Genomic DNA, 26,125 nt, shown 5'->3' on the forward strand with positions numbered 1-26,125 from the left:
TCCCCGGTTATTTTACCGCTTGTGGACAGGTGGCAAAAAGCCAATGGCCAGAGTCGCTTATGCCCCGTTGCGCAGGCGATTCCCGAAGGTCCATCCACAGGCCCGAGACGCAATTGTGGCATTGGGGGCTGGTTCTTGGTTCTGGCGATTATACACTGATTTTAAATGATGATTCGAAACGGGCCTACGTAAGTTTCGGACAGGGTGCGTGTTTTATCCTGGGGTCCTTCGGAATCGTTCCAGTGTAGTTTCCGGTTCTGGTGTTTGAGTTCTTCGGCATGCCGCCGAAAGCCTACATTCATTCCGGTCAAGAAGGTGATGCATGAGCCTCATGGAAATGGAAGTCGAACGCCAGTCCAACCCGGTCGATATGATCGAGTTTGTCGCGGCGACCAATGATTGGTCGTTCGAGCGTTCCGGCGAAGACGAGATCGCGATGACGGTCGAAGGGCGCTGGACCGATTACCATGTGTCGTTCTCCTGGATGGAAGAGTTCGAGGCGTTGCATCTGGCATCGGCCTTCGACCTGAAGATCCCGGAAAATCGCCTCAACGAGGTGATCAAGCTTCTCTCCTACATCAACGGACAGGTGCTCATGGGGCATTTCGACCTGTGGCGTAACGAGGACGTGGTCATTTTCCGCCAGTCGCTGCTGCTCGCTGGTGGTGCTGAGCCGACCAACCGACAGGTCGAAGTGCTCCTCTCGTCGGCGGTGGAGGCCTGCGAGGCCTACTATCAGGCTTTCCAGTTCGTCGTCTGGTCGGGCGTCGATGCAAAGACTGCGATGGATGCAGTGCTGTTCGAGACCGTCGGAGAGGCCTGAGCATGAGCCAGTCAGCATTCGGGCAGATCGTGCTCGTCGGCGCCGGCAATATGGGCGGCGCCATGCTGTCCGGATGGCTGAAGAATGGCGTTCCCGGCTCTTCCGTGCTGGTCCTTGATCCGTCGCCGTCAGAGGCCATGCTGACGATGATCCGCGATGCGGGTGCAAGCCATTCGGTCAATCCGCCGGATGGTCTCGTTGCCGATATCCTGTTTTTGGCGTTGAAGCCGCAGGTGATGGATGCGGTCCTACCGAAGCTGACCTCGCTGATGGGCGACAGCACTGCTGTCGTTTCCGTCGCTGCCGGCAAGACGATTGCCTCAATGGAATCTCATCTGGGGGCGGCGGCGATGGTTCGCGCCATGCCGAATACGCCGGCGATGATCGGTCGTGGCGTGACGGGCGCTTATGCCAATGCTGCCGTCAGCGAAACGCAGCGCGATATCGTGCATCGTCTGCTGAAGGTTTCCGGCCCGGTCGAATGGGTCGATAGCGAGGATGCGATCAATGCCGTGACCGCGCTTTCGGGCAGTGGGCCGGCCTATGTGTTTTATCTCGTCGAATGCATGGCAGAGGCAGGCCGCAAAGCCGGACTGCCGGCGGACCTTGCCATGCGTCTCGCGCGGGAAACGGTCGCGGGGGCTGGTGAACTTCTTCATCAGTCTCCCGACCCCGCTTCCAGACTGCGTCAGAACGTGACTTCGCCGGGCGGCACAACCGCGGCTGCTCTGTCCGTGCTGATGGCGGACGAGGGCATGCAACCCTTGTTCGACCAGGCGATCGAAGCTGCGCGCAAGCGGGCCGAGGAACTGGCACAGTGAGCGAAAGCAGCTTGAGCGAGATCACCTTTGCCGATTTCGAGAAGGTCGATATCCGTGTCGGCACGATCATCGAAGTCGAAGACTTCCCCGAAGCGCGCAAGCCGGCCTTCAAGCTGAAGATTGATTTCGGGTCGGAGATCGGGATCAAGAAATCCTCGGCGCAGATCACGGTGCACTATACGCCGGAAAGCCTGCTCGGTCGTCAGGTGCTGGGGGTGGTCAATTTCCCGCCGCGCCAGATCGGGCCATTTCGCTCCGAGGTCCTGACGCTTGGCTTTGAGGACGAAGCGGGTGCGATCGTTCTGGCGGCCGTCGAGCGGCCGGTTGCCAATGGCCGCAAACTGATGTGATCAAAGGCCCGCGAGGGCCTTTTCCTTTCAGTGAATGTCCTTGCTGACAGGATCGGTGAGCGAGAAGCCGTGAAAGCGGACCTTGAAGCCCGCCCGTTTTGGCGAGCATGCGGTGATGCCGACAGAGAGCTGTTCGATGTCGGGCGGAAAATAGGCGAGCCTCGCCATCTGCCAAGGACCGTCTCCATCCAACTGATACTGGACAAAGAGCGCGTCACCGAGGCGGCTGGCTCTGACGCTGATGGTCTTTGTCGACGGGGGCAGTGCGAAGGCCGACCAGTCGGAGCGCCCACGCGTCGTCACGACGGTGCTGAAATGGCACAGGCCGTCCGTGAACTCGATGCCGCATTTCATCCAGTGATCCGCATCATGGCGGATCATCAGGCCGGCCTGATCGTAGAGTTCCTCATAGGCACCGGTGAAGCGGGTCTCCGCCGTGAAGTCACCGTGCCTGGATTGATGCAGGACGTGGCCGTCGTCATGCCGGAAGCCGTAATAGGTCGTCTGCCAGAAGTCACCTTCAAGGCCGGTCTCGATCAGCAGATCGTTGCCCTCGACATGTGCGGATGCCGGAGGATTGAGCCATGTCATGGCATTCCATGGTGCGCTGTCGGGCGGGGTCATGTCGGCTTCCTTCTCGGCTCAGACGGGAATGCGGATCACGGCTCGAAGACCGCCAAGGGGACTGTCCTCGAGCGTGACATTGCCGCCATGGCTGCGGGCGATGTCACGGGCGATCGCTAATCCGAGACCCGTGCCGGAGGCGTCGAGATTTCGCGCTTCATCGAGCCGAAAGAACGGCTTGAACACATCGTCGCGCGCAGACTGCGGAATACCTGGACCGTCGTCGTCGAAGATCACCACGAGCCACTTGGCGGTGTGGCGTGCCTCGATGTTCAGCTTCGTTGCGTAGCGCCTGGCGTTGGAGGCAAGGTTGGTGACCAGGCGCGTGAAGGCATTCGGCCTGACGGCAATCGCTTCATCGCCTTCGATCGTATAGGTCAGCGTCTTCTTGTGGAGGGCAAAGTCCGTGGCGAGTTTCTCGAACAATTCGCCGAGCCTGATCTGGCCGACGTCTTCCTCCGCCTCGCCCTTGGCAAAATCGAGATAACCTTCCAGCATGGTCTGCATGTCGTCGACATCCTGATTGAGATTGTCGAGTTCCGGATCGTCGCCGGCGAGTGCCAGTTGCAGCTTGAAGCGGGTCAGGATGGTGCGCAGATCGTGGCTGACGCCTGACAGCATGGCGGTACGCTGTTCCATCTGCCGCTCGATGCGTTCGCGCATCAGGATAAACGCCAGACCGGCGCGGCGGACTTCATCGGCGCCGCGCGGACTGAAATCGTCCGGCGGTCGCTGGCCCTTGCCAAAACTCTCGGCGGCATTGGCCAGCGCCAGGATCGGTCGGATCTGGCCCCTCAGGAACAGGATGGAGATGATGATCAGCACCAGCGACGTGCCGACCATCCAGACAAGGAAGATATGGGTGTTGGAGGCATAGGCCTCGTTGCGCCGGGCAAAGATCTGCAGGATGCCCTGATCCAGCACGATGCGGATTTCGACGAGGCCGGAATCCCCTACGGTATCGATCCAGAAGGGCCGGCGGATCTGGCGCTCGATCTGGTCGGACAGGATCTGGTCGAGGATCGAAAAGAAGGGGCGGGGGCGGGCGGGCGGCAGTTCCGATCCGGGCTCCATCGCGATGGTCAGGTTCAGCCGTTCCTTGGCGATCTGGACCATCTGTCCATAATCCTGCGGGCTCGGATAGGCCTCGATCAGGGCGATTACCGCCGATATGTCGCGGGTGACGGCGGAGGAGAGGCGTTCGGTCACCAGCTGCCAATGGCGCTCCATGAAGACGAAGGCAACGACCGTCTGGAGGATCAGCATCGGCAGGATGATAATCAGCAGCGAGCGGGCGTAGAGACCGGTCGGCAGCCGGTGGCGCAGCCAACGGGCAAGATATCGCAGGCCCGTTGCCGGACTACGATCCTGATCCCGGCGGATCTGCTCGAAAGGCGTCATCGTCTTCGCGTCCTTGGTCATCGCTTCCTTGCCGGCACGTGCCGTTTGCCGTCGGCGGACCGACTAGTCCATGCTCAGGCGATAGCCGATGCCACGCACGGTTTGCAGCCACAAAGGATTGGCCGGATCATCCTCGATCTTGCGGCGCAGGCGGTTGATCTGGACGTCGATCGTGCGTTCGCCGACTTCTGCGTCATTGCCGACCAGTTCATGACGCGCAATCGTCTCACCCGCCCGCGTCGCGAAGAGGAACATGATCTCCTGCTCGCGGTCGGTCAGGCGGATGGTTTCCGCGCCTTTGCGCAATTCCTTGCGGAGGACGGAGAAGGTATAGGGGCCGAACATGACCTGCTCAATCTTCGGGGCGTCCGGATTGAGGTTACGCTTGAGGATGTTGTTGATGCGCAGCACCAGTTCGCGCGGATCGAAGGGTTTGGCCAGATAGTCGTCAGCCCCGGCTTCCAGGCCAGCGATACGCGAATCCGCTTCCGAGCGGGCGGTTAGCAGGATCACCGGGCATTTTTTTGCGTCCGACAGGCTCTGGGTCAGCGACAGGCCGGATTCACCCGGCATCATCACGTCCAGCACCAGCAGGTCGAAATTGAGGCCTTCGAGCTTGCGGCGTGCTTCCGCTGCATCTGCGGCCACCGTCACGCGAAACCCCTTTTCCGTCAGGAACCGATGGAGCAGGTCGCGGATACGGGTATCGTCGTCAACGACGAGAAGATGGGGTGCATCGTCTGAAAGCAGGATCTTCTTGGCCACGTCAGTCGGCTCCGTCGTCGATATCCGGGTTCACGGCAACTGTCTGTTTCTGCATGCCGTCGAGGAAACGGCGCACCGCCTCACGCTCGGCGATGGACAGGCCCTGCATGGCATTGGCAATGCGTTGCGATTGCGGCTCCGACAGGGCAAGCGCCAGTTCACGGCCGGCGAGCGTCGGATAGAGGCGCCGTTGACGGCGATCGGCGGGACCGGCCATCTGGCGGATATAGCCGCTGTCGATCAGTTCCTTCAACACGCGGGCAAGGCTCTGCTTGGTAATCTGCAGGATCGCCAGCAGGTCGGCCACGGTCATCCCGGGGCGCCGGCTGACGAAATAGACAACCCGGTGATGGGCCCGGCCGTAGCCGAATTTCGACAGGATCGCATCGGGATCGGAAACGAAATCGCGATAGGCGAAGAACAGCCTTTCGATCGTTTCGAAATCGATTGCCTTGTCGTCGACCACAGGCAATTCGGGAAGATCCTTCTTGGCAGCCTTTACCGCAGACTGTCGTACCACGCTGTCATTCCTTTCCTTCCGGCCTTTCCCGGCAGATGCGCGGGGCTCTGCCCAGTCGATGCCGGCTTGCTGTCCGGGATTGCCGCGGCACGATCGTCCGCGTTTGCTCTCCCGCTCGTTCCTGACCGCTCGTTTTGGGCCGGATCACTCAATGCGCATCCATGCCACCGGAAACGACACTGTATTCGATTGGCGGCAAACTAAGCGGAAGTGCGGCAAAACTCCAATGATTTTACACGGATCGCACAGCTTGCGAAATAGTCGGAAACCTCTTGCCGACTTGGTCGTTATGGGCTTCGAGAACGGTCGAACAGGTCCACGTAAGGACATTCGGCTAGGGATACCAGGAATGAGGAAGGGACGGGCTCTCATGCTCCACAATGAAATCGAGGAAAGCACATCGGCACGGTCGTTGAAACCGGTGGTGATTGTCGTGGTCGCGGCCAAGTTGATGGTGGCCAGCCTTCTGGTGGCGCAGGCGACGATGTTGCCGGGATCGCCGGTTTCGAGCGCCTATGGGCTCAACCGCTGATTTCCGTCGTCGAACAGTCGTGATATGCGCTTCCAGTCCCTAGCGTCAAAGGAAGCAGTCCCGATGGGTCAAGTTCAGGCAGGCATTATCCCGGTTACTCCATTCCAACAGAATTGCACCATTCTCTTCGACGACGAAACGCGCGAAGGCGTGATTGTCGATCCAGGCGGCGATGTCGATGTCATCATCCAGACGATCGAAGAGAACAAGATCAGCTTGAAGGCGATCTGGCTGACCCATGGCCATCTTGATCATGCCGGTGGTGCTGCCGAGCTCAAGGAGCGGCTGGGCCTCACGATCATCGGTCCGCACAAGGACGACCTGCCGTTGCTCGAGCGGATCGAGACGCAGGCAAGGACCTATAACGTTTCGGGCCTGCGCAATGTGGTGCCCGATCAGTGGCTCGAGGATGGTGACCGGGTATCGTTTGGCGATCACGAGTTCGAGGTCTATCACTGCCCGGGCCATGCACCAGGTCATGTCATCTACTTCGATCGCAATCAGAACTTTGCCCATCTTGGCGATGTGCTGTTCAGCGGCTCGATCGGCCGAACCGATCTGCCGGGAGGCGATCATCAGACCTTGCTGAATTCGATCCGGGACAAGGTCTTTCCGCTGGGCGATGATGTCGGCTTCATCTGCGGCCATGGTCCGGGCGGGCGCATTGGCGAAGAACGCCGGAATAACCCTTTTTTGCGCGGGCTCTGATCCAACGGGTCTGTTTCAAGGGTGGATGGAAAAAAAGCGCCGCAGAAGCGGCGCTTTGCAGTTCAGGCTAACGGTCGTTTCGGTCAGCCTGCGGTGCAGAAATGCGACATGCCGTCGTAGCCGATATAGGTGCCACTGCGCGAATTGAAGCTGCGGTAACGGTTCGAGCAGTAGTCATACCATTCCGGCGTCCATGGCTCGACGCCGTAGCTGACGCGGCGTTCCTGGTAGACGCTGCGGCGCGGCGGGGGCGGCGGCGGATAATCGTCGACGTAGTATTCCGGTTCGTCATAGACCGGTGCCGGCTCGACATAGACGCGGCGCTGCGGCTGGCTGGCGATGGCCGAACCGACGATCACGCCGGTTGCAAGGCCCAGAACGCCGAGGGCAACGGCGTCATTGTCCCTGTGGTGACGATAGCGATCCCGTGCTTCGGCTTGGCTCGATGCCATGATCGGGGTCAAGGTGACGACCGTCGCGAGAAGGGCGTATTTTGCGATTTTCATCATAAGGTCAGTTCCTCATGCCAAAGCGGCTTTGCTCTTGGTTAACGAGCGATGAGGAGACACTAGGCCCCGCCGGCTGAACGGAAGCTGAACGAAAAAACCCGGCAAACCTGCCGGGCCGCGAATGCGAAGCAGGGACCGGATGAAATCAGCCGGATACCTGCAGGTTTACGGCCTTCGGGCCCTTGCCACGGCGATCCGGTTCCGTGTCGAAGCTTACCTTCTGGTTTTCGGTCAGGCCCGAAAGCCCAGATGCCTGCACTGCGGAGATATGAACGAAGATGTCCGCGCCACCATTGTCTGGCTTGATGAAGCCAAAGCCCTTGTCGGTATTGAAGAATTTTACAGTGCCAGTTTCGGCCATGCGTCAGGTCCTTTTCTCTCTGCCCATATTCGGCGGGGCAGCATTGCAATGTTTCCCGCGAACGGGTGAGCGACAGGCATTTGTCGATATGTGAGGAAAGGGGCCCTGTTACCGCATGCAACCTTGAGGCCAACGGCTCAAGATTGTCTGCCCGGAGTTGTTATAGCGTCCCCGGCGCGCATCTGTTTATTAGGTCTTCCCATGCTCGCAAATTTGCCCGAACACGAAAAGAGTGCTTGGTTTATCAGGAATTGGCAAGCAAAAGTTTTCCGAAGGTTAACGGCGATAGCCCTTGGATATCAAGGGATGTGCCGGTCTCCGGAGGAGGATTTTGGCCGGAATTGGCGTTTCGGCGAAAATTTGCATCGCGTGCGATGGAGATTTACGGAAATCGAAGTGCGAACACGGTGTTTTTCAGTTGAAATTTTCTGTGTTCGCCTTTTTCGCCTTTAGGATGCATCGGCGCGTGATAGTCGGATTAATTGTCCATCTTCTTCATCCGTGACCAGCAAAATTGAGCCGTCCGGCGCCACCTTGACATCGCGGATGCGGCCATAGTCTCCGGCCAGAAGTCTTTCTTCCGTGCCGATGGAGCCGTCCTCGGCGCGATCGATGCGGGCGAGCAATTGATATTTCAGGGCGGCAATCAGGAAGTCGCCATTCCATTCGGGGAACATCGCACCGCGATAGACTGCAATCGCGCCGGGGGCGATTGACGGATCCCAGTAGTGCAGGGGCTGCTCATAGCCATCTGCCGCCTGGCCAACGCCTATTTCAGCGCCGGAATAATGCTTGCCGTATGAGATCATCGGCCAGCCGTAATTGCTGCCGGCATTCGGGCTGTTGATTTCGTCGCCGCCGCGGGCGCCATGTTCAACCGTGTAGAGCTGGTTGTCGTTCGGATCGATGGTGATGCCTTGCGGGTTGCGGTGGCCGATCGACCAGATTTCTGCCGCACCCTTGCCGTTGGTGGCAAACGGGTTGCCGTCGCCGGGCGTGCCATCGGGCTTGATGTGGAGAATGGAACCGGCGTGATCGTTCGGATCCTGGGCGCGATCCATCTCGCCACGGTCGCCGATGCCGAAATACAGGCTGCCGTCGGCGGCAATCGCGATGCGCGAGCCGAAATGCTGGCCGGTTCCGGTCAGCCTGTTCATCACGAAGATACGCTGGACGTTTTCGAGACCGCTTTCATCCTTTGAAAGCCGGGCGGAAAAAACTGCTGTTCCGTGTCCGCCTTCACCGGCGACGGCGGCGGTGAAATAGAGGACGCGGCTCTCGGCAAAGTCGGGCGCCAGGGCGATGTCGAGCAATCCGCCCTGGCCGGTCACGCGGATTTCCGGCAGGCCGGCCAGCGGTTCGCTGGTCTTGCCGTCGCGGATGATGCGGATACGGCCCGGCTTTTCCGTGACGATATATGCTCCATCGGGCAGGACTTCGACCGCCCATGGGTTTTCAAGGTTGCCTGCGATGGGTTGGACGTTGATCGCGACGTCGCCGGCCTGAATTTTCTCCTGGGCCAGAACGGGTTGTGCTGCCGGAAGCGCTGCCGCAGCAATGATGGCGGCGAGGGAAAGGCGCATTTTCAGGCTGGATGTCGCTGTCATGGATCCTCCAAACGGTCTTTGTCTTCCGGGCGCAGCGGGTGGTTTTCAGGCAATCCGGTCTCTGATGCTATTTGGTGGACTGGCGAGGCCAGACAAGGGCTATAACAGGTGCCAGGTGCAAAACCGCCGTCTGTTGACCTCATTGTGAACTGCAGCGTTAACAGCGCGGCAGTGTCAATGTCAGTTCAGGGCCGGTCGACACCAATCCGGGTTTGGATCAGATCCCTGAAGCTGCGGCGCCATAGCCCGTAACCGCCTACTGCCATGACCGCGAAACAGAGAAACAGCAGGCCGATCAGCACACGCCTTTCCTCGCTGATGAGGGAACTGCTGTGCCCGCCGATGCTTCCGGTTTTTTCGCCGTCAGTCTTGTCTGACGGGCTGACCAGTGGGGCGGCCAGTGGGGCGACCGGCTGGTTACTTGCGATGGGGCTGGCGGCAGGATCGCCGTGTGGTGCTACCATGACGGTTGCTTGGTGTTGCGTGGTCGGGAGCCTCGGCGCGAGCGGTGTTTCGGCGCTTGCCCCGAAGGTCAGAGCCGCCACCAGGCCTGTGACCGCCAATGTTGTGATGCCGACGGCTTTGATGGCGGGCCGTCGGGACCGTCGATGGGAGGTTGCGCAGTCGAGCTCAACAGGATTCTTTGTGCGGGTATTCATGGTGGGCCTTCCACGCTGTTGCCGGGCAGGCGCAGACAATCGGCTTTTCGCGACGGCAGCGGGACGGAATTATGGCGATGCCGGGTTCATGTCGCGGCTTTCACATGATTGGGCAGGTGGTGCGCCGGGCGGATTGGCTCGGTGACGCGATAATCGCCCGACGCACGCGCTTTCCGCTTGAAAGCTAGGACCATTTTCGCCATAGAGCTTGAACCTGAAGCCTTGGCTCCGTCGAGGGTTCCAATTGATCAATCAGCTTCAGGATCTCACACAATGGCATTTCTCGCCGACGCCCTTTCCCGTGTTAAGCCGTCCGCCACCATCGCCGTCTCGCAGAAAGCGCGCGAGCTGAAAGCGAAAGGCCGGGACGTGATCGGCCTTGGTGCCGGCGAGCCGGATTTCGATACGCCAGACAATATCAAGCAGGCTGCCATCGACGCGATCCAGCGTGGCGAGACCAAGTACACGCCGGTTTCGGGCATTCCTGAACTGCGCAAGGCGATCTCGGCCAAGTTCAAGCGCGAGAATGGTCTCGAGTATACACCTGAGCAGACCATCGTCGGCACCGGCGGCAAGCAGATCTTGTTCAACGCCTTCATGGCGACGGTGAACCCGGGCGACGAAGTCATCATCCCGACGCCGTACTGGGTTTCCTATCCGGAAATGGTTTCGCTTTGCGGCGGCACGCCCGTCTTCGTCGCGACGACGCAGGACAACAATTTCAAGCTGACCGCTGCCGATCTGGAAAAGGCGATCACGCCGAAGACCAAGTGGTTCCTGTTCAACTCGCCGTCCAACCCGTCGGGTGCGGCCTATAGCCATGACGAGCTGAAGGCGCTGACCGATGTACTGGTCAAGCATCCGCATGTCTGGGTGCTGACCGACGACATGTACGAACACCTGACCTTCGGCGACTTCAAGTTCGTCACCCCGGTCGAAGTTGAGCCGTCGCTCTATGACCGCACGCTGACGATGAACGGCGTTTCGAAGTCCTATGCAATGACTGGTTGGCGCATCGGCTATGCGGCCGGTCCGCTCGCGCTGATCAAGGCTATGGACATGATCCAGGGCCAGCAGACGTCGGGCGCCTGCTCGATCGCCCAGTGGGCCGCCGTCGAGGCGCTGAACGGTCCACAGGATTTCATTCCGGCGAACAAGAAGATCTTCGAAGGTCGCCGCGATCTCGTCGTGTCGATGCTCAATCAGGCCACCGGCATCGTATGCCCGAAGCCGGAAGGCGCCTTCTATGTCTATCCGTCCTGCGCCGGCCTGATCGGCAAAACCGCGCCGTCGGGCAAGGTCATCGAGACGGATGAGGATTTCGTCACCGAGTTGCTGGAGACCGAAGGCGTGGCCGTGGTTCATGGCTCGGCCTTCGGTCTCGGCCCGAACTTCCGCATCTCCTACGCGACCTCGGAAGAGCTTCTCGAAGAGGCTTGCAACCGCATCCAGCGCTTCTGCGCTTCGTGCAAGTAAGCAACACGATCTGAAATGCGAAAAGGCGGGACCTCGCGGTCCCGCCTTTTTTGTTGAGTCGAACCGGGTGTTTAGGCCGTGTTCTTTACCCATGGGCCCAGGAAGGCGCTGTCGCCGAACAGCCGTTCGCGGTCGCGCCACAGGGCGGGCAGGGTCAGGAGTGCCAGTGCGACGGCAGTGATCATCGTCTTGGTCAGTTGCGACAGTTCCGGCGTGCGGCCGTCGACATAGTAGACCAGATAGACGATCAGCACATGCCAGACATAGATCTGCAGCGAGTGGCGTCCGAGCAGTTGCAGGATTTTCAGCGAGAACAGGCTGGTCAGGCCGTTGGCGATCTTGCGGATGGTGCCGTTCTCACTGCGCGGGCCGGCGATCAGCAGCCAGGCGAGACCATAGGCTACAGCCGCGAAATTGAGCAGATAGACGGGACCAAAATCGGCGCGGACTTCCATCAGCCCGAATTTTTCCAGCACGACGCCCGGCATCAGACCATGCGCGGTCATGATGCGCAGTGGCATGAAGAAGAGGCAGATGGCAAGCGCGGTCCAGGCCAGCGTGGTGTTGCGTGGGTTGAACATTTTCTGCCATTCGATTTGCTTCGTCGAGGTCAGACTGCCGCCAATGATGCCGGCGAAGAAGACGATCTGCCAGCCGAGCAGATTGAAGCTGACCCGCAGGCCCTCCTTGTCGGGCGCTCCGGCTAGCCACTCGTTGAGCGGATAGGTGAGGGCGCGCTGCAGGCCGAGCTGAGCTGCCATCCAGATCAACAGCGATCCGATGGCGACACCGAGCCACTGACCGCGCAGGCATAGCCAGATGACGATCGGCGCAAACAGCATGTAGACGATATATTGCGGCAGGATGTCCATGAAGGTCGGCTGGAACAGGAAGGAGATCACCGGCGCTAGGCTGCTCGGGTCGAAGAGCTTTGTCGGACCCAGCCAGTTCTGCCAGATTGCACCTGCGCCGGGCAGGATCAGCTGCAGTGCCAGGACAACCAGCATAATGCCCATCGCATAGCGATAAAGCTCAAGCGCCCGCGACCAGATCCGGTCGCGACCGACGGCATAACCGTCCTTCATCATCTTGCGGGCATAGACCATGCCGGTCAGCAGACCGGACAGGAAGACGAAGCCCTGCGCATCCTCGACAAAGGCGAGATTGCGATGGTTGATTTCGACGAGCCAAAGGCCGCCTGTGAATACCAGATGGTTGACCAGCATAAACACGAGGAAATAGCCCCGCATGCCGTCGATCACGTCCAATCTTTTCACGTTCGACTCCCGAGTTGGCCCCCCGGTAACCTGTGGGAGCGATGTGCATCCGCATCGTGTTGACAATGCGGCGGGTGGCCCAAAGCGGGCTGACCATCGCTGGAGGAACGGCAGTTTTCCACAAAGGTTCCGAAGGAATTTCGGTTTTCGTGTGCGGTGCACAAAGGCTGGAGGGGCTCAGAGGCCGATGAAGGACAGCATAATGAAGGTCGTGAACAGGATGAAATGCGTCATGCCTTCAATGGCATTGGTCTCGCCGTCGTTGAGGTTGATGGCCGCTGCAATCAGAGTGATCGCTACCATGGTGGTCTGGACAGGGGTCATCGCCATCACGAAGGGTTGACCGGTGTAGAGGGCAATACCTTCCATCACAGGGACGGTGAGGATGACCGTCGAAAGCGAGGCACCCATGGCGATGTTGATGGTGGCCTGCATGCGGTTGTTGAGGGCGGCGCGCAGGGCTGTGAGGATTTCGGGCGCTGCGGAAATCGCCGCGACGAGAATGGCGGTGAGGGCAACCGGGGCACCGGTTCCTTCCAGTCCGGCATCTGCCAGAACCGCCATGACTTCGGCCAGGCCGCCGATCAGAACGACGCCGAAGAGAATGACGGCAATGGAGACGGTGGTGGACTGTCGATGCGTTGGTGCGTGAGTTGGCCTGGGGGATGGCCCGGGGGATGGATTGTCGTGTGCCCCGGACTTGCTCTCTTCGGCAGTCGGTTCCCGGGTCGGATAACTATAGGAGAAGAAGTAGCTGTGGGTGCCGACCTGCATGCGCAGGAACAGTCCATACAGCGCGATCATCGCGAAGATCGTATAGAGCGAATAATACTGCCATTTTTCGTGCGGGATGAATTCGGGGACGATCATGGAAATTCCCATGGCGGTCAGGATCATCACGCCATAGGTCTTGCCGGAATCGTCATTGTAGGGCTGTTCGCCGTGCTTGAGCCCGCCGATCAAGGCGGCAAGGCCGAGAATGCCGTTTATATCGAGCATGACCGCGGAATAGATGGTGTCGCGTACAAGGGTCGGTGAGGCCTCGTTGTTCATCATGATCGCCAGGATGATCACCTCCACTGCGACTGCCGAGAGGGTCAGGATCATCGTGCCGTAGGGGTCGCCAACCTTGTGGGCGAGGATTTCGGCGTGATGGGCCACGCGCATCGAGGCGATGACGATCGCACCGATCAACAGGGCCGCACCTATGAGGGATGCTGCCTGGCCTGCCTCCGAGACCGCGTGTTCGACAAGATAAGCGAGGATTGCCATGACAATCGGAATGAACAGGGATCGTTCCTGGCGGATCAGCGACATACTTGCATTCCTCACGGTTGTATTGCGGAACGGCGAAAGCATTCAGAGGTTCCCGCTCAAGCGGCTGTGACCGCATGACATTTGCGAAGCATCGTCTTTGATGGAATAATCGTCAAACCGTGAGAGGAGAAGGCCATGGTGAAGATTGTCTATGAGATCGTGCCCCATGATGGGGGCTGGGCTTATCGGCTGGGCACAGTCTATTCCGAATCGTTCGCGACACATGATCAGGCGCTTGAGGCGGTCCGGATTGTGGTGGCCGAGCAGCAGGTCGGCGACGAACCGGTGACGATCAGCTTTCAGGACGAAAGCGGTCGCTGGCTGGAGGAATACAGTGACGGTGGCGATCGCCCTGAAATCGAGGTCGTCGATGCCTACGTTCCCGAGGCGCCTTCACAGCTGTGATGCCGATGGCGGCAGTCGTTTCGTGAATCCGATCAACCGGCTAGCGGGCCTTCTTCACGCTTGGGCCGTGCGTTAATGTTTTGAATCAAGTGATTGGGGGTTTTGCTCCCGCCGAAGGTCGGAGCGGGGCATGGTTGATTGTGATCGCCGGTGTGCCTCGACAATGGTCTTTTCGTTCGCAATGCAAAACGCCCACCGAATGTTGGACATTCGGTGGGCGTTTCTCATTCCATCAGTGGCTTTTATCGAATGCCGCGGCCAGGCGTGGCGTCAGGCAAGCGCCGGGTAGGTCGTGTAGCCCTGCTCACCGCCACCATAGAGCGTGGATCCATCCAGCTCGTTGAGTGGCGCTTCTTCCTTCAGGCGACGAACCAGATCGGGGTTTGCGATGAATGGCTTGCCGAAGGCGACGACGTCGGCATAACCGCTTTCAACGGCTTCGATCGCCGTTTCGCGGTCATAGCCGTTGTTGACCATCCAGACACCCTTGCCACCCTTGGCGCGGTAGGCTGCCTTGAGGGCTGCCCAGTCGAAGGGCAGAACGTCACGTGGGCCGCCGGTCGCGCCTTCGACGACGTGGATGAAGGCCAGGTCATGGGCCGCCAGCTTCTCGACCAGGGCCGTGTAGACAGCCGTCGGATCGGGATCGGATACGTCATTGGCTGGGGTGGTCGGCGAAATGCGGATGCCGGTGCGACCGCCGCCGATTTCCTTGGCTACGGCTTCAGCCACTTCCACAGTCAGGCGGATACGGTTGTCAATCGAGCCGCCATAGGCGTCCGTGCGCTGGTTGCTGCTGGAGCGCATGAACTGCTCAAGCAGATAGCCGTTGGCAGCGTGGATCTCGACGCCGTCGAAGCCGGCATCGATCGCGGCACGGGCGGCCTTGCGATAGTCTTCGAGCAGGCCCGGAATCTCGTTCAGTTCCAAGGCGCGGGGTTCTGACGTTTCGGCAAATGCGCCGGTGCCATCGGGGTTGAGGATATAGGTCTTGGACTTCGCCTGGATCGCAGACGGGGCGACAGGCTTTCCACCGTCCGGCTGAAGCGAGGTGTGGGAAATTCGGCCGACATGCCAGATCTGGGTGACGATCTTGCCACCCGCTTCATGTACAGCGCTGGTGACGCGTTTCCAGCCTTCGATGGCTTCCGGCAGATAGAGCCCCGGCACATCCGCGTAACCCTGGCCCTGGTGGGTGATGGCCGTGCCTTCGGTGATGATCAAGCCGGCGCCGGCGCGCTGGCGATAGTATTCGACATTGAGATCGTTGGGAACGGCGCCCGGGGAACGGTTACGGGTCAGCGGTGCCATGGCAACGCGGTTCGCTACGGCGATATCGCCCACGGTGGTCGATTGAAAAAGCTTGGACATGAAACCTCTCGGGAGTTTTCCAATGATGGGGAGGAAAGCGCATTGGAATTTCTCATTTGGGGTCTCAAAGCTTGCTGTTCAAGTCCTGGATAAATTCGGAAATGCTCTGTTCGTTGCGACGATACAGGACGCGTTGTCCTACTCGCTTCGAGGCAATCAAGCCAGCGCGCTGGAGTGTCGCGAGGTGGGCAGAGACCGCTGATTGCGACAGGCCCGAGCGTTCGAATTGTCCCGCACTGATGCCTTCCGAGGCTTCCTCTCGTGCGACGCCGAAATATTCGAGCGGATCCTTCAGCCAGATGAGCATTTCCAGTCGCGCCGGATGGGCCAGCGCTTTCATGACGTCTTCCAAAGAGATTTCTCCTCAGTGTATGTTACGAAAGTCAAATAGGGGATTATTGACTATCGTCAAGTTTGTAGATTGCCAAAGGCGGGAGGTTGAACGCAAGCGGCAATGCCGCCAGACAGATCACTTAAAATTTTGGCAAAAAAAGAGGGCCACTGGAAAAATCCAGGGCCCTTTAAAGTGTGAAGGTCAAAAACCTCCAGAGGGGAACAGCTGCTGCGGTGGAACTGGGAGGAAAAAGCCACCATATGCATCAGCTGAGTGCGATATGGTGGTTTTTTGTGCAGTGAACAATGCTTTTTTGTGCATGTCAGGCATGCGTCAAGCGCAGGCCTTAACTTTTCAGCCTGAAAACGACTGCATTGCTTGGCTGATCAGAAGTTCCAGTTGCGCGCCTTGGCGACGATGAAGTCACGGAAAGCCTTGAGTTTTGCCGCGTTCTTGATCTCGTCCGGGTAGCAGAAATAGGTGTCGAAGGATGGAATGTCGGCGGGGATGGCCAACTGGACCAGACCCGGATCGCGGCCGACAATATAGTCCGGCAGCATGGCGATGCCGATGCCGAGAAGGCAGGCGCGCTTGATCGATGTCTGGCTGTTGATCTGAAGATGCGGCATGCGGGCATTGTCCGACGAGCGGCCTGCCGTTTCGAGCCAGTTGACATCGAGCAGGTAGTTGGGCGCCGGCTCGCCGAAGGAAATGATCTTGTGGCTGTCCAGATCCTCGATCGACTGCGGTTCGCCGTAGCGGTTGATATAGGATGGCGCGGCATAGACGTGCATGTGCACGGTGAATAGCTTGCGCTGGATCAGGTCCGACTGCTGTGGCTGGCGCAGGCGAATGGCGCAGTCGGCATGACGCATGTTGACGTCCAGTTCCTCGTTGTCGAGGAGAAGTTGGATCGACATGTCCGGATAGAGTTGCAGGAATTCCTGCACCTTGTCGGTGAGCCATCCCTGACCGAGGCCGACGGTGGTAGTGACGCGCAGCTTGCCGCTCGGCTTCTCCGTCGTCTCCGTCAGTTGCATCTTGACGGTCTGCAGTTTGAGCAGGACGTCATGGGCGGTGCGATACAGAAGTTCGCCCTGTTCGGTAAGGATGAGGCCACGGGCATGGCGATGGAACAGCTTGACGCCGATGTCCTGCTCCAGCGCCGAGACCTGGCGGCTGATCGCGGACTGCGACAGATGAAGCTTGTCGGCTGCATGGGTGAAGGACCCGGCCTCAGCGGCCGAGTGGAAAATACGCAGCTTGTCCCAGTCCAGCGGCATGCCGCCCCCTCTCATCGCTTATTCCGCCGCTTGCTGGACGGGAGCGATGGCGGCTGACAGGAAGCGTTCCGCTTCCAGCGCCGCCATGCAGCCCATGCCGGCGGCCGTGATCGCCTGCCGATAGATATCGTCAGTCACATCGCCAGCGGCAAACACACCGGGGACATCGGTTGCGGTCGAATCAGGCGCGGTCCACAAATAGCCGTTCGACTTCAGCTTCAGCTTATCCTTGAACAGTTCGACGGCCGGCGCGTGACCGATCGCGACAAAGACGCCATCGATCGGCATTTCGGTGATCGCATCGGTCAGCGTGTCGCGCAGCTTGACGCCGGAGACCGATGGCGGCATCGGCGGCTTGGCAGGCGCCCCGGTGATTTCATCGACGGCGGTGTTCCACAGCACGCGGATATTGTCCTTGGCGAAGAGCCTTTCCTGCAGGATCTTTTCCGAACGAAACGAGTCGCGGCGATGCACGACCGTGACCGATTTGCAGATATGCGACAGATAAAGCGCTTCCTCGACGGCCGAATTGCCGCCGCCGACAACGATGACATCCTTGTTGCGGTAGAAGAAGCCGTCACAGGTCGCGCAGGCGGATACGCCGAAACCCTGGAAATGCTGCTCGCTCTCGATGCCGAGCCATTTTGCCTTGGCGCCGGTGCATATGATCAGACTGTCGGCAGTCCAGACCTGGCCGCTGTCCGTCTTGATGGTGAAGGGGCGGTGGCTGGTGTCGACTTCGGTGACCAGATCGCTGACGATCTCAGTGCCGACATGGATCGCCTGGTTGAGCATCTGTTCCATCAGCCATGGGCCCTGGATCGGATCGGCAAAGCCCGGGTAGTTCTCCACGTCCGTGGTGATCATCAGCTGACCGCCCTGTTCCATGCCGGCGATCAAGACCGGTTTCAGCATTGCACGGGCGGCATAGATCGCGGCGGTATAACCGGCGGGGCCGGAGCCGATGATCAGCACCTTGGTGTGGCGGGCAGACATGATGGATCCTTTCAAAACGACCAATAGAGAGCTGCGTTCGAACCGTGGAGCGCGCTCCCGCTTGTCGCTTCATTTATGAACGCTCCCCATGTTTATTCAAGGGGAGCTTTGCATTAGCAACAGGGCTTTCAGAGGCAGTGTAATATTTGTGCGCATTCCGGACAGATTATTGCGTATTCTGACGTTTCCGCTAGATAACTGAGGCTGATTTGGGAAAGGCCCGCCCGTGCTGAAAGTGGAACTCGACGCCATCGATCTTCGAATCCTTCGGGAGTTGCAGCGCGATGGCCGGATGACGAATGTCGAATTGTCGGAGCGGGTCGGGATCTCCGCACCGCCATGCCTGCGCCGCGTGCGCAAGCTTGAAGAGGCCGGCGTGATCGAGGGCTATCATGCGCTGGTGAGCGCAACCAAGCTCGGCTACGATCTTGTCGCTTTCTGCATGGTTGGCCTGAAGCACCAGTCCGAAGCCAATCTCAAGGCCTTTTCCGCAGCAACCGACGGCTGGCCGATCGTGCGGCAGGCGTGGATGGTCAATGGCGACAGCGACTTCCTGCTCCATTGCGTTGCGGCCAACCTGACCAAGTTCCAGGATTTCGTCATCGAGGTTCTGACGGCGAACGAGCATGTCGATACGGTTCGCACCATGCTGACGATCCGGCAGGTGAAGAAGCTTGGACTGGTGGAGGTCTGAGAGCCGAGGCTCCTGGCCGGCGACGAACCGCACCAAATTTAGATGTGATTGGCTCTAAGCGCCGTACCAGGCCTTGCGTAGCCAAGTGACGTCACCGATGCGGCGGTACCATTTCTGTCCGCCGCCATTCAACGCTTCCCCCATTTTCGGATGGCCGGCAAAGACGACGATCCGGGCGTCTTCGGGAAGCGACGGATCGCGCAGGAAACTGGCGAGGTTCTTTGGTACGCAGTCATTCTTGAAGCTGACGCACCATTGGCGCGGCCAGTAGCGCAGCTTGCCAGCGCGAAACATATGGTCGCTCAGGAATTGCTGTTCGTGCTCGTAGTCTACGGCGGCCTGCGCAGGATCCGCCAGGTAGTCTTCAAGCACGTCGGCATGGGCGCCGAATTCATAGCGGAAGACGGAACTGTTGCCGACCATCGCGAGGAATGCATCGCGCTTGCGGTTGAGCCAGCGGAAGGGCTTTGTGCGGAAAAGGTCGTCGTCGCGGATGACCAGGAATTCGCCTGGCGCGTCGAACAGGGCATCGAGACTGCCGACGACGACGAGGTCGAGGTCGAGAAAGAGCGTTGGTCCCGACAGACCGGCAAGGTCCCTGGCGAACACCGACAGTTTTCTCCAGCGTGTATCGGTTTCTCCATCGCGCATCTTCAACGCGGGAAGGGGGGCGGTCTCCACTACCGGGTCTAATCCGGTCGTGTCATCGGTAAAGCAGACAAAACGATGCGGGCGCTTCAGGTGGAGTTGCACACCACGGCAGAGATTGTTGACGTATTCGGGGCCGTAAAGCGTGCCCCATTTCATGCAGATGACATTCACCGGAGAGGCAGTGGGCACCGGAAAGGCGGCGGGAGCGGCGGAGCTTGGCGAATTCATGGGCGTGTCTTGTCGCTCTCGATTGATGACGTCTCTGACGGTTCGGCGGCGATTGCCGGCTCAGCCGCCCGCGCGTGAAAGTCGGTCGTAAATGCGCCGTAGGCCTTCTGCTTCGCCTTCAATGGAGAAGGTGCCATGGGCTCTCTCGATTGCACGCCGGCCTGCGGCGTGTCTGCGTTCTTCATCATCCATCAGCAAGCTGGTGGCATTTACCATCGCCGTCGTGCTGATGTCTGCAAGCACAACGCCGGTTTCGTTTTCGCCAACCGCGATCAGTTCCCGGAATGCGCCGACATCGGTTGCTACCACCGGCACGCCCGAGGCCATGGCCTCGAGAGGGGTCAGGCCGAAACCTTCCCAGCGCTGCGGCGCGATGAAGAGATCAAGGGCGCGGTACCAGTCGTTGATATTGGTCTGCTCGCCGACAAACAGAATACGGTCCTGAAGGCCTGCCGTCCGGACCTTGTCCTTCAGGGTGCGTTCGAATTCCGCATGCTTGGCGGTGGCACGTCCGGCGATCACCGCGACCCAGTCCGGCCGCGTTGGCAGAAGTTCGATCATCGCGTCGACGAAAAGGTCGGTGCCCTTCTGGTGACGCACTCGACCGAAGCAACCGACATGCTTTTGCTGCGGGGCAAGGCCAAGGGTCTGCTTGGCTGCAATCTTGTCATCAGCAGGACGGAAACGCTGCTCGTCAATGCCATGCATGACCACCGCGTTAGGGACTGTTAGGTAGCTCGACGTCTTGGCACTTGTCGCCACGACCGCATCCATGCGCGAGACGAGAAATTTGGTCCAGCGGGAATGTTTGCGCTGCGAGGCGGAGGTGAAGACGAGCTTGAGCGGCATCCGGAGAATGTCCCGGAGCACGAGGCCCGGCAGCATCTCGATGTTGCGGCGGGCATGCCATACGCGGACATTGCCGTCTTTCGGCTTCTGCCAGAGCTTCCACAGATCGGCAAACCGGATATGTGGCAGGTGCGCCGGCAAGCCAGGGCCGATCACCGCCACGCGGTGACCGAGCCTGTTTTGAACCGGAACAAGCTGGATGATCGTCGATGTGACGCCCGAAAGACGCTGCTTGAAGTTTGGCGCAATCACGTGGATCTCGGATGGATCCACGTAAGCTATCGGTTCGGGTGCCACATGCCTCTCCTCGGTGCTCAGCCCCACTGAACGGCGAGGATTTCGTAAGCCTTGGAGCCGCCAGGTGCCACGACCTCAATATTGTCGCCGACTTCCTTGCCGATCAGGGCGCGGGCAATCGGCGAAGAGATCGATATGCGGCCGGCCTTAACGTCGGCCTCCTGGTCGCCGACGATCTGGTAGGTCTTTTCTTCGTCGGTGTCCTCATCGACCAGCTTGACGGTGGCACCGAACTTGATCTTCGAGCCGGACATCTTCGACAGGTCGATAACTTCCGCGCGGGCGATCAGGTCTTCCAGTTCACCGACCCGACCTTCGTTGTGGCTCTGGGCTTCCTTGGCCGCGTGATATTCCGCGTTTTCGGAGAGATCGCCATGAGCGCGCGCTTCCGCGATTGCCTCGATGATGCGGGGACGCTCTTCCTGCTGGCGCCAGCGAAGCTCTTCGTTCAGCTTGACGAAGCCGTTCTGCGTCATCGGTACTTTATCTACCATTACCTCTTCCTTTGGTCTTTTTATCCGCGAGCGCGGGCACAAAAGAAAACAGGTTCCGAAGCAAAGCTACGGAACCGTGTCACAAATCAAATTTGAACCAACTATAGCAGATTGCCTGACGCAAATTCCAGACATTTCGACAGGAGGGATTCGGAGGGTGTATTTCCGAATGCAGGATTGCCGCTAAGTGTCTGTGATTAATATGTATATTTAATTTTACTGGAATATGAATGTCGGCTTTGGCCATATCGAAAAGGCAGAGGTTTCGGTTGAGTTGATGCGAAAGTCTCAATTTCAGGCGGTAAAATTTAGCCTTTGCCGCAGCCGTCGATCGGCGTTTTCGCATCAGGCGCGACCAACTCCGCCGTGCCGATGCCTTGACGCAAGCAGGCAGAACATATAGTGAACATGCTTATGAAGAAATCTCTGAAAGAGCGCCTCGCCATTTTGTCGGATGCGGCGAAATACGATGCTTCATGCGCTTCGAGCGGTACGACCCGCCGCGATTCGTCGGCGAGCGGCGGGCTGGGCTCAACGGAAGGCTCGGGTATCTGTCACGCCTATGCGCCGGACGGACGCTGCATTTCGCTCCTGAAGATCCTGCTGACCAATTTCTGCATCTATGATTGCGCCTATTGCATCAACAGGTCATCGAGCAATGTCGAAAGGGCGCGTTTCACGCCGGACGAAGTCGTCTGGCTGACAATCGAATTCTATCGTCGAAACTATATCGAGGGGCTGTTCCTGTCGTCGGGCATCATCCGGTCGTCGGACGACACGATGGGCGAAATGGTACAGATTGCCCGCGACCTGCGCATCAAGCATGGCTTTCGCGGCTATATCCATCTGAAGACGATCCCGGAGGCTTCGGCGCGACTGGTAGAGGAGGCCGGGCTTTATGCCGACCGGCTGTCGATCAATGTCGAACTGCCGACGGATCAGGGCATGCAGCACTATGCGCCGGAAAAACGCCCGGCCGGGATTCGTCGCTCGATGGGCGACCTGCGTCTGAAGATCGAGGCTGCGGGCGAGACGACGCATACCGGCCGGCGCAAGAGGTTCGTCCCCGCCGGCCAGAGTACGCAAATGATCGTCGGTGCCGACGGGGCGAACGATGCGACGATCCTCGGTTCCAGCGCTAGGCTCTACAGCAGTTATTCGCTCAAGCGGGTTTACTACTCGGCTTTCAGCCCCATTCCGGACAGTTCGCGCAATCTTCCGCTGATCAAGCCGCCACTGGTGCGCGAGCATCGGCTCTATCAGGCTGACTGGCTTTACCGATTCTACGGCTTTTCGGTTGAAGAGATCACGTCGGCACGTGCCGACGGCATGCTCGACCTGGAGCTTGATCCGAAGCTCGCCTGGGCGCTCGCCAATCGCCAGGATTTCCCGGTCGATGTGAACACGGCCGATCGGGAGAGCCTGTTGCGCGTGCCGGGTTTCGGCACCAAGACGGTGAAAGCCCTGCTGGCGGCCCGCCAGCATCGCACGGTTCGGCTGGAGGATCTGGCCCGCCTCGGCGTCGTGCTCAAGAAGGTGCGGCCTTTCATTGTTGCCGAAGGTTGGTCGCCGCACAGGACCCTGGAGCGATCCGACCTACGGGCTGTCTTCGCACCGCAGCCCGAACAGTTGTCATTACTCTGATGCCGGTTGTGTCACTGGAGGGGCGCGGCGATTTCGGGGAATGGCGCGATGCGGCGCGGTCTCTTCTGAGCGCGCATGTGCATCCGGATGACGTGCGATGGATCGTTTCAGGCGGGGCGGACGATCTGTTCGGTCGAGATGCCGCCGCGCACAATCAGGGTCAGTATGGTGACCGTGTCCAGGCGTTCAGCGTGCCGCGCGCCTTTGTGGAGGCAGCGAATGCTGCGCTTTGTCATTGCGAGCCGGACCGGTTCGCGTTGCTTTACCGGATTCTCTGGCGGCTGCAGGCCGATCGGTCGCTGCTGGGAGATACAGCCGATCGGGACATTGTGCATTTGCGGGCACTGATCAAGAACGTTCGTCGCGATGCACACAAGATGACCGCTTTCGTGCGGTTTCGCGAGGTTCCCGACCGGCGTGTCGAGGAGCGCCGCTGCTTTGTCGCGTGGTTCGAGCCGGAGCACTACATCGTTGCCCGGACCGCGCCGTTCTTCCAGAGGCGGTTTACCGACATGGACTGGGTCATCGCCACGCCAAAGGGCTCGGCGATCTGGGATGGCCGCAGCTTGGAGATATCGGCGGAATCTGCCGAAAAGCCGCAGGCAGAGGATGCGACGGATGATCTGTGGCGGACTTATTTCGCCAATATCTTCAATCCGGCACGGCTGAAGATCAAAGCCATGCAGGCTGAGATGCCGAAGAAATACTGGAAAAACATGCCGGAGGCCGATCTGATCCCCGGCCTGATCGCCAATGCGGAGCAAAGGGTGGCGGAGATGGCCGCGCGCGAAGCCAGCCAGCCGCCGGCCTTTCATGAAAGGCTGCAAGCCGCATGGCAGGAAAAAGCGGAGGACGAGGATGGCGGGCCCGACGATGCATTTGCCGGCCTGAGGCAGGACGCTGCAACATGTGAGCGCTGCCCGCTGCATTGTCATGCCACCCAGACGGTGTTTGGCGAGGGGCCGATCGATGCTGCCTTGATGTTCGTCGGCGAGCAGCCCGGCGATCAGGAGGATCTGGCCGGCCGCGTGTTCGTCGGGCCGGCCGGCAACGTGTTCGACCATGCGCTGACGTCGGCCGGGATCGTGCGCGAGCAGGCCTATGTGACCAATGCGGTCAAGCATTTCAAATACGAGATGCGCGGCAAGCGCCGTATCCATCAGCGGCCGAATGTCGGAGAAATCGAGCATTGCCGCTGGTGGCTGGCCGGTGAACTTGACATCGTCAAGCCGAAGATCGTGGTCGCCATGGGCGGTAGCGCCTATTTTGCCCTGACCGGCGAACGCAAGGCGCTTGATGAGGTGCGTGGCCATCCTCTTGCGCTCGCCAATGGCCAAATCCTGTTCGTCACGGTGCATCCTTCCTACCTGCTGCGCATCCCGGACGAGGCGCGCAGACGCCAAGAGATTGCGCGTTTTCACTCGGATATGCTGGCCGTGCATAAGGTATTGCGCGCGTGCTGACGCTTGGCGTGCACATCCAGTACCCAATCAGAATGTGTGGCTCTAATGTGCTTGAAGGGCTTTTTCGTCGAGATGCGCGGTGTCGTAGACACGCTTGGCGACCAACGCGAGCAACAGAAGCGTGACCGCCGCAGCGGCGCAACAGACGGCAAAGCCGAGGGCGTAGCTTGCCCGGGCCTCAATGAGCCATTCGGGAGCCGGGCCACCGAGCGCTTGCGCTATCTCGACCGTGCTGGCGAGTGATGACGAAACAGCAAGAGCGGTCTGGCCGTCAAGGCCGGAGAGATCGACGCTGGACATGGCCATGCGGTAGACGAATGTTCCGAGGCTGCCCAGCACGGCAATGCCCAGAGCACCGCCAAACTCGGCGCTTGTTTCAGAAATCGCCGAGGCAGAACCGGCGCGTTCCGGCGGCGCCGTGCCGACGATCAGGCCGGTGGTGGTGAGGATGACCGGCACGAAGCCGAGGCCGATGATCATGCTGGAGAACAGGACGCCGACAAGGCTCGAATGATAGGCGGCGATGGCCATGCAGGCCGCACCGGCCGCGTTGACCACAAGGCCGAGAAGCACGGTTCGAACCGGTCCGAGATGATTGGTGACGCGGTATGCCTGAAAGGACATCACGGTAAAGACCAGCGATGAAGGGATCGACCAAATCGCTGCCTCTAGTGGTGTCAAGCCGATGACCAACTGCAGGTATAAGTTCTGGAAGAGGAAAATGCCGAAGATGAAAAACACGCCCGAGAGGTTCACCAACAGCGAGGCTGTGAAGGCGGGAATCTTGAACAGGGCGAGATCGATCAGCGGGTGGCTGAGGGCTTTTTGACGACGAACGAAGATATAGCCGACCAGCAATCCACTTACGATCGGTATCAACTGGTACGGCATGAAGCCGTCGGCCGCCATTTTCTTGAAGCCGTAGATGATCGGCAGCACGGTCAACAGTGACAGGCCGACGCTGAGCAGATCGATACGGGACGCCTGCTCGTCGCGATATTCCGGCAACAGGAAGGGCGCGGTGGCGAGCAGCAGCGCCATGATCGGTACATTGATCAGGAAAACAGAACCCCAGTGGAAATATTCCAGAAGCACGCCGCCGATCAGCGGGCCGACAAGGCCGCCAAGCGCAAAGGCGGTGCCCCAGATGCTGATGGCGCGATTGCGCTCGCTCTCGTCGCGAAACAGGTTGACGACGAGTGATAGTGTCGAGGGTGCGATGGTCGCGCCGGCAATGCCGAGAAGGGCGCGGGCGACGATCAGCATGTCGGCCGTCGTGGCGAAGGCGGCAAAGGCCGAGGCGGCGGCAAAGAAGAAGGCGCCGATGAGCAGGACCTTGCGGCGACCGATCCGGTCGCCCAGCGTGCCCATCGTCACAAGAAAGCCGGCGACCATGAAGCCGTAGATGTCATTGATCCACAAAAGCTGAGTTGCCGAGGGATCGAGATCGGCGACAATGGCCGGCATGGCGAGAAACAGGACCGAGAGGTCCATCGAATAGATCAGGCAGGCGATCGACAGGATCAGAAGGCCGATCCATTCGCGGCGCGTCGCATGTTCACCGATCCGGTTTGGCACTTCCATGTCGTCTCCCCCAAAGGCTGGCGGAGAGTTCCGCGATTTCTCAGAATTGGCAAGCGTCAAATCCGAACGTACGACAAAACGG

At 59.6% G+C, this 26,125-nt stretch carries 28 protein-coding genes; 10 read left to right on the plus strand and 18 right to left on the minus strand.

The features are described from left to right. Positions 1–322: 322 nt before the first annotated feature. From PDO_RS25090 to PDO_RS25100, 3 genes are read left to right on the plus strand one after another with little or no spacing between them, the layout of a single operon-like run. A complete protein-coding gene (locus PDO_RS25090) occupies positions 323–823 on the plus strand; it encodes a type III secretion system chaperone family protein (protein ID WP_007608410.1) in 501 nt (166 codons plus the stop codon). 2 nt (positions 824–825) lie between these two features. After that, positions 826–1,644, plus strand: a complete 819-nt coding sequence (gene proC / locus PDO_RS25095; RefSeq protein ID WP_007608412.1) for a pyrroline-5-carboxylate reductase — start codon at positions 826–828, stop codon at positions 1,642–1,644. After that, a complete protein-coding gene (locus tag PDO_RS25100; RefSeq protein ID WP_007608413.1) occupies positions 1,641–1,994 on the plus strand; it encodes a tRNA-binding protein in 354 nt (117 codons plus the stop codon). The genes proC and PDO_RS25100 overlap by 4 nt, the downstream gene beginning before the upstream one ends. 27 nt (positions 1,995–2,021) lie before the next feature. Here PDO_RS25100 and PDO_RS25105 read toward each other — a convergent pair whose 3' ends face one another. The 4 genes from PDO_RS25105 to PDO_RS25120 all read right to left on the minus strand — a co-directional run bounded on the left by PDO_RS25105 (position 2,022) and on the right by PDO_RS25120 (position 5,304). Beyond that, positions 2,022–2,618, minus strand: a complete 597-nt coding sequence (locus PDO_RS25105; RefSeq protein WP_007608414.1) for a DUF1349 domain-containing protein — start codon at positions 2,616–2,618, stop codon at positions 2,022–2,024. An 18-nt stretch (positions 2,619–2,636) separates the two neighbouring features. Then, positions 2,637–4,019, minus strand: coding sequence for an ATP-binding protein (locus tag PDO_RS25110; RefSeq protein ID WP_037075500.1), 1,383 nt, complete (start codon positions 4,017–4,019; stop codon positions 2,637–2,639). A gap of 63 nt (positions 4,020–4,082) precedes the next feature. Continuing rightward, positions 4,083–4,784, minus strand: coding sequence for a response regulator (locus PDO_RS25115; RefSeq protein WP_007608416.1), 702 nt, complete (start codon positions 4,782–4,784; stop codon positions 4,083–4,085). A gap of 1 nt (position 4,785) precedes the next feature. Beyond that, complete coding sequence (locus tag PDO_RS25120; protein ID WP_007608417.1) at positions 4,786–5,304, minus strand: MarR family winged helix-turn-helix transcriptional regulator; 519 nt, start codon at positions 5,302–5,304, stop codon at positions 4,786–4,788. A 370-nt stretch (positions 5,305–5,674) separates the two neighbouring features. Between PDO_RS25120 and PDO_RS28480 the strand changes: the two genes are divergently transcribed. Together PDO_RS28480 and PDO_RS25125 are read left to right on the plus strand one after the other, a co-directional pair. Continuing rightward, on the plus strand, positions 5,675–5,836 hold the full coding sequence (locus PDO_RS28480; protein WP_007608418.1) for a hypothetical protein: 162 nt from the start codon (positions 5,675–5,677) through the stop codon (positions 5,834–5,836). Between the two features lie 63 nt (positions 5,837–5,899). Further along, a complete protein-coding gene (locus PDO_RS25125; protein ID WP_007608419.1) occupies positions 5,900–6,544 on the plus strand; it encodes an MBL fold metallo-hydrolase in 645 nt (214 codons plus the stop codon). Positions 6,545–6,627: 83 nt separating this feature from the next. Here the strand turns inward: PDO_RS25125 and PDO_RS25130 are convergent, their stop codons facing one another. From PDO_RS25130 to PDO_RS25145, 4 genes are all read right to left on the minus strand, one after another. After that, complete coding sequence (locus PDO_RS25130) at positions 6,628–7,053, minus strand: BA14K family protein (RefSeq protein WP_007608421.1); 426 nt, start codon at positions 7,051–7,053, stop codon at positions 6,628–6,630. Positions 7,054–7,198: 145 nt separating this feature from the next. Then, the gene (locus PDO_RS25135) at positions 7,199–7,414 is read right to left on the minus strand and encodes a cold-shock protein (RefSeq protein ID WP_007608423.1); all 216 of its coding nucleotides are present in this window, start codon (positions 7,412–7,414) and stop codon (positions 7,199–7,201) included. A gap of 449 nt (positions 7,415–7,863) precedes the next feature. Continuing rightward, positions 7,864–9,021 (minus strand): PQQ-dependent sugar dehydrogenase, encoded by a 1,158-nt coding sequence (locus tag PDO_RS25140; RefSeq protein WP_007608425.1) that lies wholly within the window; start codon positions 9,019–9,021, stop codon positions 7,864–7,866. A gap of 185 nt (positions 9,022–9,206) precedes the next feature. Then, the gene (locus PDO_RS25145; protein ID WP_007608427.1) at positions 9,207–9,680 is read right to left on the minus strand and encodes a hypothetical protein; all 474 of its coding nucleotides are present in this window, start codon (positions 9,678–9,680) and stop codon (positions 9,207–9,209) included. A 273-nt stretch (positions 9,681–9,953) separates the two neighbouring features. On the opposite strand from PDO_RS25145, the gene PDO_RS25150 reads away from it, so the two are divergent. Beyond that, positions 9,954–11,156: a pyridoxal phosphate-dependent aminotransferase gene (locus tag PDO_RS25150; RefSeq protein WP_007608429.1), complete on the plus strand. Its 1,203-nt coding sequence runs from the start codon at positions 9,954–9,956 to the stop codon at positions 11,154–11,156. Positions 11,157–11,227: 71 nt separating this feature from the next. Here the strand turns inward: PDO_RS25150 and PDO_RS25155 are convergent, their stop codons facing one another. Then, positions 11,228–12,433, minus strand: coding sequence for an OpgC family protein (locus PDO_RS25155; protein ID WP_007608430.1), 1,206 nt, complete (start codon positions 12,431–12,433; stop codon positions 11,228–11,230). A 177-nt stretch (positions 12,434–12,610) separates the two neighbouring features. Then, on the minus strand, positions 12,611–13,750 hold the full coding sequence (locus PDO_RS25160) for a calcium:cation antiporter (protein WP_007608431.1): 1,140 nt from the start codon (positions 13,748–13,750) through the stop codon (positions 12,611–12,613). Positions 13,751–13,885: 135 nt separating this feature from the next. Between PDO_RS25160 and PDO_RS25165 the strand changes: the two genes are divergently transcribed. After that, positions 13,886–14,155 (plus strand): DUF2188 domain-containing protein, encoded by a 270-nt coding sequence (locus tag PDO_RS25165; RefSeq protein ID WP_007608432.1) that lies wholly within the window; start codon positions 13,886–13,888, stop codon positions 14,153–14,155. A 270-nt stretch (positions 14,156–14,425) separates the two neighbouring features. On the opposite strand, the gene PDO_RS25170 is transcribed toward PDO_RS25165, so the two are convergent. The 4 genes from PDO_RS25170 to trxB form a co-directional block, all read right to left on the minus strand. Beyond that, entirely contained in the window at positions 14,426–15,526 is a 1,101-nt protein-coding gene (locus PDO_RS25170; protein ID WP_007608434.1) for an alkene reductase, read from the minus strand. Between the two features lie 64 nt (positions 15,527–15,590). Further along, positions 15,591–15,884 carry an ArsR/SmtB family transcription factor gene (locus PDO_RS25175; protein WP_141649998.1) on the minus strand — a complete coding sequence of 98 codons (294 nt, stop codon included), beginning with the start codon at positions 15,882–15,884 and terminating at the stop codon, positions 15,591–15,593. Positions 15,885–16,246: 362 nt separating this feature from the next. Beyond that, a complete protein-coding gene (locus PDO_RS25180; protein ID WP_007608436.1) occupies positions 16,247–17,143 on the minus strand; it encodes a LysR family transcriptional regulator VtlR in 897 nt (298 codons plus the stop codon). An 18-nt stretch (positions 17,144–17,161) separates the two neighbouring features. Next, on the minus strand, positions 17,162–18,139 hold the full coding sequence (gene trxB, locus PDO_RS25185) for a thioredoxin-disulfide reductase (protein ID WP_007608445.1): 978 nt from the start codon (positions 18,137–18,139) through the stop codon (positions 17,162–17,164). Positions 18,140–18,365: 226 nt separating this feature from the next. Here trxB and PDO_RS25190 point away from each other — a divergent pair, with 226 nt between their 5' ends. After that, on the plus strand, positions 18,366–18,833 hold the full coding sequence (locus PDO_RS25190; RefSeq protein WP_007608448.1) for an Lrp/AsnC family transcriptional regulator: 468 nt from the start codon (positions 18,366–18,368) through the stop codon (positions 18,831–18,833). A 54-nt stretch (positions 18,834–18,887) separates the two neighbouring features. Here the strand turns inward: PDO_RS25190 and PDO_RS25195 are convergent, their stop codons facing one another. The 3 genes from PDO_RS25195 to greA are packed head-to-tail and all read right to left on the minus strand — an operon-like array spanning position 18,888 to position 21,352. Further along, positions 18,888–19,712 carry a hypothetical protein gene (locus PDO_RS25195; protein WP_007608451.1) on the minus strand — a complete coding sequence of 275 codons (825 nt, stop codon included), beginning with the start codon at positions 19,710–19,712 and terminating at the stop codon, positions 18,888–18,890. 60 nt (positions 19,713–19,772) lie between these two features. After that, the gene (locus PDO_RS25200) at positions 19,773–20,858 is read right to left on the minus strand and encodes a glycosyltransferase family 4 protein (RefSeq protein WP_007608452.1); all 1,086 of its coding nucleotides are present in this window, start codon (positions 20,856–20,858) and stop codon (positions 19,773–19,775) included. 17 nt (positions 20,859–20,875) lie between these two features. After that, positions 20,876–21,352 (minus strand): transcription elongation factor GreA, encoded by a 477-nt coding sequence (gene greA, locus PDO_RS25205; protein ID WP_007608455.1) that lies wholly within the window; start codon positions 21,350–21,352, stop codon positions 20,876–20,878. 414 nt (positions 21,353–21,766) lie between these two features. Between greA and PDO_RS25210 the strand changes: the two genes are divergently transcribed. Together PDO_RS25210 and PDO_RS25215 are read left to right on the plus strand one after the other, a co-directional pair. Beyond that, a complete protein-coding gene (locus PDO_RS25210) occupies positions 21,767–22,996 on the plus strand; it encodes a putative DNA modification/repair radical SAM protein (protein ID WP_037075478.1) in 1,230 nt (409 codons plus the stop codon). After that, positions 22,996–24,459 carry a UdgX family uracil-DNA binding protein gene (locus tag PDO_RS25215; protein WP_007608461.1) on the plus strand — a complete coding sequence of 488 codons (1,464 nt, stop codon included), beginning with the start codon at positions 22,996–22,998 and terminating at the stop codon, positions 24,457–24,459. The genes PDO_RS25210 and PDO_RS25215 overlap by 1 nt, the downstream gene beginning before the upstream one ends. Before the next feature lie 42 nt (positions 24,460–24,501). Here PDO_RS25215 and PDO_RS25220 read toward each other — a convergent pair whose 3' ends face one another. Then, positions 24,502–26,043 carry an MFS transporter gene (locus PDO_RS25220; protein ID WP_007608465.1) on the minus strand — a complete coding sequence of 514 codons (1,542 nt, stop codon included), beginning with the start codon at positions 26,041–26,043 and terminating at the stop codon, positions 24,502–24,504. Between the last annotated feature and the right edge of the window lie 82 nt (positions 26,044–26,125).

It is taken from the genome of Rhizobium sp. PDO1-076, from assembly GCF_000247475.1.
In the GTDB taxonomy this organism is placed as follows: Bacteria; Pseudomonadota; Alphaproteobacteria; order Rhizobiales; family Rhizobiaceae; genus Allorhizobium.